The organism is uncultured Duncaniella sp. (genome assembly GCF_910577345.1).
GTDB lineage: Bacteria > Bacteroidota > Bacteroidia > Bacteroidales > Muribaculaceae > Duncaniella.
This window is the reverse complement of record NZ_CAJTMT010000052.1, coordinates 1-8,076: the sequence shown is the minus strand read 5'-3', so window position 1 is coordinate 8,076 and position 8,076 is coordinate 1. Positions and strand designations below refer to the sequence as shown.

The following is an 8,076-nucleotide window of genomic DNA, read 5'->3' as shown; positions in this document are numbered from 1 at the left end:
CGCCCTGCGGGCTCCATTGCGTCGCCGCTCGATGCGGGGCTACCACCGTAGCGCTGCTTCGCAGCTTGCTGATTGCCATGCGGGTTGGGGGTGGGTTGCTTTTTCTGCGGATTTTTAGTTTGACGCGGGGTGGGGTGTGGGGATAAACAAACAATTCCTGTATCCGGTGGGGATACAGGAATTGTGAGTTGGGTATTTTTAGGGATTCAGGCTGCTTGTCGATTGAGCCTGTTGTCCGCCTGGGTGTTTGTCCTGGCGGTTTTGATGAGGGCGATTAATTACTTCTTGAAGTAACGGTTGTAGAGGCCCTGGAATCCCTGGCCGTGACGGGCTTCGTCCTTAGCCATTTCGTGAACGGTGTCGTGGATAGCGTCGAGGTTGAGTTCCTTGGCGCGACGTGCGATGCGCATCTTGTCGGCGTTGGCACCTGCCTCAGCGGCCATGCGCTTTTCGAGGTTCTCTTTGGTTGACCATACGCACTCACCGAGGAGTTCGGCGAACTTGGAAGCGTGTTCAGCTTCTTCGATAGCGTAGCGCTTGAAAGCTTCTGCGATTTCAGGATAGCCTTCGCGGTCAGCCTGACGCGACATTGCGAGATACATACCTACTTCAGCGCATTCGCCTTCGAAGTGAGCGCGGAGGTCGGCTTTCATTTCATCGTCGGTGTCCTTTGCGATTCCGATAACGTGTTCGGTTACGAATTCGAGAGCGGCGCTTTCGTCCATTTCTTTGAACTTAGAGCGGGGAGCCTTGCAGAGGGGGCAGATTTCGGGAGCTTCGTCACCTTCGTGAACGTAACCGCAAACGGTGCAGATGAATTTCTTCTTCATGATTGATGATTGTTTAGATGTTGTTTTTATACGAAATTTGATTTATTAAATATATCGTGGATAAGGTTTAACTTGCGGCGGCAGTGCAGTGGGGACAGATGCCTTTGAAAATGACATCGGCTGTGTGGACTGTGTAGCCGGCCGGCGGGAGTGTGAAGGCTGTCGGGCCGAATTCGTAGTCGACATCGGTGACGTGGCCACACGATGTGCAGAGGAAGTGAGCATGGTCGTGCTGCGAGTAATCCCAGCGTGATCCGTCGCCACCGCCGATTTCAATGCATCGGATGATGCCTGCGGCCGACAGGAGTCGGAGTGTGTTGTAGACCGTCGTGCGTGAGAGCGTGGGGTGTGTAGGCTGTAGTGCTTTGAATATCTCGTCGACGGTCGGGTGAATCCTGTTTTCCATCAGGAAGCGCAGTATCACCATCCGTTGGGCCGAGGGCTTGACGCCTCCCTCCGAAAGGATGTTCAGGATTTCCTGAGTTGTGTAACTATACGCTTGCATAAGGACTGGATTCTTTTTAGATTTGTAATGATTACAATTTTGTTTTCATTGCAAAGTTACATCTTTGATTTCAATTCTCCAAGTGTTTTGAAATAAAAATTTGTTAAAATTAAAAGGGAGCAGCTTCACGCGGCTCCCTTTTATGAGTTTCCAATAGGTACAATTTCTAAGGTAAAAAAGATTGTTTTAGGTTCGTGATGCAAAGGTAGGCCAAGAATCGGGGGTGGACAAATTTTTCTGTATGTTATCCAACATAATTTTATACCCGATTCTTTGCATATTTTGCGCATTTGTAATTTAACCGATTGAATTACAAGTAAAAACGATGGTCAAAATTTATAAGTCCAAAGGGTTAAAATACGTTAATAAAATCAATTATTGAATATTTTATGATTCAAAAATACAAGTTTTGATTGTTTTCCCGTCCCATTTCGCGTATGAAAAACGGTTGATCCAATCGCCAAGGATGATGATTTCTCCACCTTCCGGGAGGGACTTTTGAAGGAGTGTGTGGCAATGCCCGAAGATGAAGTAATCAATTTTTTCGTTAGCGGAATCGGCGTTATAGGCACGGGCAAAATCAATGAGATTGTCGCCTGCACGCTCGGTCGGGGTATAGCCACCTTTCTTGCGGGAGTGTGACGACCACGAATGGGCGAAGCCGATTGTCCACCTCGGATGGATGGCCGCGTAGAGCCTCTGGGCGGTGCGGTTTCTGAAAAGCGCGCGGAGTTTGCGGAACGACCAGGGAAGACGGCCCACACCGTCGCCGTGTTCCATGAGGAAGCGCCGTCCGTCGAGTTCCGTGACCATCGTGCCGTCGTGGAGAGTAAAGCCTATCTCATTTGGAAGGTAGTCGGAAATCCAGATGTCGTGGTTGCCTTTGAACCAGGTAATCTCCACACCGGAGTCGGCCAGTTCGGCGAGGGCGCCGAAGAAGCGTGTGAAACCGCGGGGGACAACGGTGCGGTATTCCCACCAGTAGTCAAGGATGTCGCCGAGGAGGAAGAGGCGTTTGCAGTCGGGCGCGATATGGTGCAGGAAGTCGACCACTCGCTTCTCATGCGCGCGCGGGTTCTTAATATATGACGCTCCGAGGTGGATGTCGCTGATGAAATATGTTGTCGTTCGCTCGGCCATTCGCGGATGTCGGTTGTCTACAGGAATCCGAGGTCGAGTTTGGCCTCTTCGGTCATCATGTCCTTGTTCCATTCAGGTTCGAAGACGATGCGGATGTCGACGCTCTTCACACCCTCGATGCTTTCGAGCTTGATGCGGGCATCGTCAACAAGGAAATCGGCGGCCGGACAGTTGGGGGCTGTCAGGGTCATGTCGATTTTGAGGTTGCCGTCATCGTCGAGGTCGATTGAGTAGATGAGGCCGAGGTTATAGATGTCCACGGGGATTTCGGGATCGTAGACAGTTTTGAGCATCGTGACAACGCGCTCTTCTATGCGGGTTCTTTCTTCAGGTGTCATTCTTTTTTAGGGGTGAAATGTCGGTGGGGATGTTGATTTGTCTGCCTCCCGGTGAGGGTCAGGCAGATTAGTGGGCTTCAAGCCAGTTGGGGGCAACTCCGGCCGAGACAGTGAGGGGCACGGCTCCGTGGAAGGCTCCTTCCATCTGCTTGACCACGAGGGTGCGGAGTTCGTCAAGCTCCGAAGGCTTGACATTGAAGATGAGTTCGTCGTGGACCTGCATGATCATGCGTGAGCGCAGGCCCCGGCTCTCCATCTCATTATATATACGTATCATGGCCACTTTTATTATGTCGGCAGCCGATCCTTGGATGGGCGCGTTGACGGCATTGCGCTCGGCATAACCGCGCACGACTGCGTTGCGCGAGTTGATGTCGGGCAGATAGCGGCGTCGTCCCATCTTGGTTGTGACATAGCCTTGGTCGCGGGCAGTGGTGACGGCTTTTTCAAGATAGTCGCGGATGTGGGGGTAGGTCGAGAAGTAGCCTTCGATGAGTTGCTTCGCTTCCCCGCGGCTGATTCCGAGGCGTTCGGAGAGGCCGAAGGCCGAGATGCCGTAGATGATACCGAAGTTGGCGGTCTTGGCGTGGCGGCGCTGGTCGTCGGTCACCTCCTCCAGCGGAACTCCGTAGATTTTCGCTGCTGTCAGGCGGTGGATGTCATCGCCGGAGAGGAAGCCTTCAATCATGTCCTTATCGGCGGATAGGTCGGCTATCAGGCGCAGTTCGATTTGCGAATAGTCGGCGCTCATGATGAGGTCGCCGGGGTCGGCGATGAAGGCGCGGCGGATTTCACGGCCGTCGTCGGTGCGGATGGGAATGTTCTGGAGGTTGGGATTGGTGGAGGAGATGCGGCCTGTCGCTGTGACGGTCTGATTGTATGACGTATGGATTTTGCCCGTGGAGGGATTGACCAGACCGGGAAGAGCGTCGAGATATGTTGCGATGAGCTTTTTAAGACGGCGGATTTTCAGGATGAGGCTCACAAGAGGCACCTTAGGCGCATATTTTTCAAGAATCTGCTCTGTGGTGGAGTAGGATCCGCGCGCGGTTTTCTTGGCCTTGGGGTCAATCTGCAGACGGTCGAAAAGCACCATGCCCACCTGAGCGGGGGAACCGATGTTGAAAGGTCCACCGGCCATAGTGTAGGCTTCCTCCTCCATAGCTCTCACGCGTTCTTTGAGGCGGGCCGAGAGGTCGGTGAGGACGGTCGAGTCGATGCGTACGCCGGTGAATTCCATCTCGGCGAGAACCTTGATGAGCGGAAGTTCCACTTCGTCAAGCAGAGCCGCCATTTCGCGCTCTGAAATCTCCTTGAAGAGCGGAGCGCGGAGCCGGAGCGCAAGATCGGCCTCCTCGCAGTAGCGGTCAACGGCCGCTTCGCGGGAGAGCGCAGCCTTCGGATGTCCGGCTTTGGCATCGGGGGCCACGCCCTGCAGTTCGAGATGCAGGTATTTCGCCACCACATAGCGCAGCTCGTGTTTCATCTCCGGGTCGATGAGATAGTGGGCCACGGTGGTGTCGAAATAGGGTGCGGTAAGCTCTATCCCGGCATTTTTGAGCAGGAGATAGTCGCGCTTGATGTCGTGGCTGACGAGTGTGGCAGTTCCTGTGAAGAGCGGCTCGATCATAGCGAGGAGTTCCGCACGGGTAGCCTTGTCGGAGAGTGGGATAAAGATGGCGCTGCATTCGTCGGCAGTGAGGGCGATGCCTTCGAGACGGGCAGTCATGGCTTCTTCGCCGATTGCATAGAGAGCCATGCCGATAGCCGGGGCCTTTGAGAGACGGCTGATTTCCGCAGCGGCTTCCGCGGGGGAGGTCACGACGGTGTAGTGGCGCTCCTCGCAGGCGGGGCTGAGTTCGGTGGGGGAGTCGGTAGGCTCGGCCATGTCGAAGAGCGACCCCATGCCCGATGAGTCGGGTGCGGCAGATGCGGCAACCGGCGCGGGGGCTTCCTCGGCCGCTTTTACGGCTTCGGTGGCCTTGCGCGATGCACGCAGACGGCTGAGTAGGGTGCGGAATTCGAGTTCGGTGTAGACCTCGGTGAGTTTGTCGATGTCGATTTCCTTGCGCGAGAGGTCGTTGACGTCAATGTCGACGGGGACATCGGTGCGGATGGTGGCGAGATATTTCGACATGCGTATCTTGTCGGCGTTCTCAATCACCTTTTTCTGCAATGCACCCTTGAGTTTGTCGGTGTTGTCAAGGAGGTTCTCAACTGAGCCCCATGTCTCGATGAGTGTGCGGGCGGTCTTCTCGCCCACACCGGGACAGCCGGGAATGTTGTCCGATGCATCGCCTTCGAGTGCGAGCAGGTCGATTACCTGCTTGGGGTCCGTGATGCCATATTTCTCGCAGACGCGGGCGGTGTCGCGGATTTCGAATCCCTCTCCTTTGAGGGCAGGGCGATACATGAAGACGTGGTCGCTGACGAGCTGGCCGTAGTCCTTGTCGGGGGTCATCATGTAGGTGTCGAATCCCTCCTTGCTTGCAAGTACCGAGAGGGTGCCGATGACATCGTCGGCCTCGAATCCGGGTACCTCGATGACGGGGATGCGGTATGCTTCGAGGATGCGTTTGATGTAGGGGATGGAAGCGGTTATGTCCTCCGGTTGCTTGTCGCGCTGGGCCTTGTAGTCGGGGTATTCCTCGTGGCGGAAAGTGCTTCCGCCGGGAGGGTCGAAACAGACGGCGATGTGCGAGGGATTCTCCTTGCGCAGAAGGTCGTCGAGGGTGTTGCAGAATCCGAAAATGGCCGATGTGTTGAAGCCCGCGCCCGTGAATCGGGGCGAACGTATGAGTGCGTAGTAGGCGCGGTAGATGAGCGCGTAGGCATCAAGAAGGAATAATCGTTTCATATATGGGCAATGGAGAGAGGCGGGAGAGTTGTATGTATATTATTCAATATCTTTCAGGAATTGGAGGAACTGGGCTTTTTCCATGTAGCCGACAGTCGATGTGATGGTCCCGTCAGGCATGAGTATGCTGACCTGGGGGATGGCGGAGACTTCAAATTGACGTGCGGCATTGGGCGAATTGTCAACGTCGACCGACATGAAGATAGCCTTGTCCTTATATTCTTTAGCGACAGCCTCGAAGATTGGAGCGAAGCGGCGGCAGGGGCCACACCATGTCGCGTTGAAGTCGATGATGATCGGAAGTTTCTCGTCGGGGGCGATGGTTGCGTTGCGTTTGTATTCGACAACCGGACCGGCGGTGATTTCAACGGTGTTGTCCTTGCGGTCCTCGGCGGTGGCGGTATTGCCGCTTCCGCAGGCTGCGAAAATGGTTCCGATGACGATTGAGAGGCAGAGATTTTTGAGTTTCATAATCAGTATGGGTGTTTTTGAAGTGTTTTGATGTGTCTGTAAGATAAGTGGTCTAAAATTTTAAAAGCCCACATTTCCCGAGGCTCCGGGTTTTGTCCCGGAGCAGGAGAAATGTGGGTTGAAGGGTTTGTGCGTTGTCAAAATCGCTCAGGCCCGTTGATTAGAGGGCAGAAGCGAGAGCAGCGTTTGTCTTGTGGACAGCTTCGGCGCTCTTGTGGAAGAGTTCCTTCTCGGCGTCGTTGAGGTCGAATTCAACAATCTTCTCGATACCGTCCTTGCCGATGATACAGGGAACACCGATGCAGAGATCCTTCTCGCCATATTCTCCGTCGAGGAGGGCAGAGCAGCTGATGAGCTTCTTCTCGTTGTGGAGGACAGCCTTGACCATCTGAGCTCCTGCTGCACCGGGAGCGTACCATGCTGAAGTGCCGAGGAGTTTGGTGAGGGTTGCACCGCCAACCATTGTGTCGGCAGCGATCTTGGCGAGCTGGTCGTCAGAGAGGTAGTTGGTGGCGGGAACACCGCGGTAAGCAGCGTAACGGACGAGGGGAATCATGGTGGTGTCGCCGTGACCGCCGATTACGATGCCTTCAACCTCAGTGGGGTTGGCGTTGAGGCCGATCGAGAGGAAATATTTGAAGCGGGCGCTGTCAAGAGCTCCACCCATGCCGATGATACGGTTTTTGGGAAGACCGCTCACTTTGTGGATGAGGTAGGTCATGGTGTCCATCGGGTTGGAGATGCAGATGATGATTGCATTGGGTGAGTGCTTGAGGAGCTGGTCGGTCACAGACTTCACGATGCCGGCGTTAACGCCGATGAGCTCTTCGCGGGTCATGCCGGGCTTGCGGGGGATACCGGAAGTGATGACAACGACGTCGCTGCCTGCGGTCATCTCGTAGTCGTTGGTGACACCGGTGAGGCGGGTGTTGATGTTGAGGATATTGGCAGTCTGCATGATGTCCATGGCCTTGCCTTCTGATACACCTTCCTTGATGTCAAGGAGGACTACCTCGTCGGCGATACCATACTTCACAATCACATCAGCACAAGTAGCGCCCACGTTGCCGGCGCCTACAACTGTAACCTTTGACATAGTTAATTTCTTTTTAATTTGATTTTTATAGAATTGATTGATAGTTTGCTGTTTCTTCGCTGCTCCGGAGGGGGGATTTCCGTGAGATTTTCCGGTGGGGGAATGGTTTTTCCGTTTTTTCGGGTGGAAACGGGATTTTCCGGGGCTGTTGCGGACGCATTGAAATGCGTCCCTACGGGCATTGCAAATTTACTGAAAAGTTTTCATCCGTCAATGATAATTTAGCGAAAAATTTCATTAATAGTGTGAGCCGTGAAAATACGTTGAAATGATGGGGGCTGACTCGGACGGAATCGGTTGGAATTGTTGGAAATAGAAGCAGGGCGCACAGCCCTGTGAGGTGTGCGCCCTGCTTGGTCGGGTCTATATGGTGTTGATTGCCTTCAGGCAGTCATTACCTTATGCCTTTTCGGGGTGAGGACCGGCAGCTACGAGAGCCTTGCCTGCTTCATGTCCTTCGAACTTCTTGAAGTTGTTGATGAACATGTCGGCGAGCTTGTCGGCCTTGACATACCATTCCTTAGCGTCAGCGTAAGTGTCGCGGGGATCGAGGATCTTGGGATCTACGCCGGGGAGTTCGGTGGGGATGGTGAAGTCGAAGATGGGGAGCTGCTTGGTGGGAGCCTTGAGGATAGCGCCGTCGAGGATAGCGTCGATGATACCACGGGTGTCGCGGATAGAGATACGCTTGCCTGAACCGTTCCAGCCGGTGTTCACGAGATAAGCCTTGGCACCGCTCTGTTCCATGCGCTTAACGAGCTCTTCAGCATACTTGGTGGGGTGGAGCGAAAGGAACGCTGCGCCGAAGCAAGCTGAGAATGTGGGAGTAGGCTCAGTGA

The 8,076-nt window shown here is 54.3% G+C and carries 8 protein-coding genes; all 8 read right to left on the bottom strand.

Translation table 11 applies throughout. The annotated features are described in order from the left end of the window. Window positions 1-278 precede the first annotated feature (278 nt). On the bottom strand, window positions 279-830 hold the full coding sequence (locus tag QZ310_RS13300; protein ID WP_297073692.1) for an NADH peroxidase: 552 nt from the start codon (window positions 828-830) through the stop codon (window positions 279-281). 67 nt (window positions 831-897) lie between these two features. Further along, the gene (locus QZ310_RS13295) at window positions 898-1,335 is read right to left on the bottom strand and encodes a Fur family transcriptional regulator (RefSeq protein ID WP_297073690.1); all 438 of its coding nucleotides are present in this window, start codon (window positions 1,333-1,335) and stop codon (window positions 898-900) included. Window positions 1,336-1,722: 387 nt separating this feature from the next. Continuing rightward, window positions 1,723-2,475, bottom strand: coding sequence for a UDP-2,3-diacylglucosamine diphosphatase (locus QZ310_RS13290; RefSeq protein ID WP_297073688.1), 753 nt, complete (start codon window positions 2,473-2,475; stop codon window positions 1,723-1,725). A 17-nt stretch (window positions 2,476-2,492) separates the two neighbouring features. Beyond that, window positions 2,493-2,813 carry an iron-sulfur cluster assembly protein gene (locus tag QZ310_RS13285; protein WP_297073686.1) on the bottom strand — a complete coding sequence of 107 codons (321 nt, stop codon included), beginning with the start codon at window positions 2,811-2,813 and terminating at the stop codon, window positions 2,493-2,495. 67 nt (window positions 2,814-2,880) lie between these two features. After that, window positions 2,881-5,670, bottom strand: a complete 2,790-nt coding sequence (gene polA, locus QZ310_RS13280) for a DNA polymerase I (protein WP_297073685.1) — start codon at window positions 5,668-5,670, stop codon at window positions 2,881-2,883. Window positions 5,671-5,709: 39 nt separating this feature from the next. Further along, entirely contained in the window at window positions 5,710-6,141 is a 432-nt protein-coding gene (locus tag QZ310_RS13275; protein ID WP_297073682.1) for a thioredoxin domain-containing protein, read from the bottom strand. Window positions 6,142-6,301: 160 nt separating this feature from the next. Continuing rightward, window positions 6,302-7,237 (bottom strand): malate dehydrogenase, encoded by a 936-nt coding sequence (locus tag QZ310_RS13270; RefSeq protein WP_297073681.1) that lies wholly within the window; start codon window positions 7,235-7,237, stop codon window positions 6,302-6,304. A gap of 399 nt (window positions 7,238-7,636) precedes the next feature. Further along, the coding region (locus QZ310_RS13265; protein WP_297073678.1) for a phosphoenolpyruvate carboxykinase (ATP) at window positions 7,637-8,076 on the bottom strand (440 nt) is incomplete at its 5' end.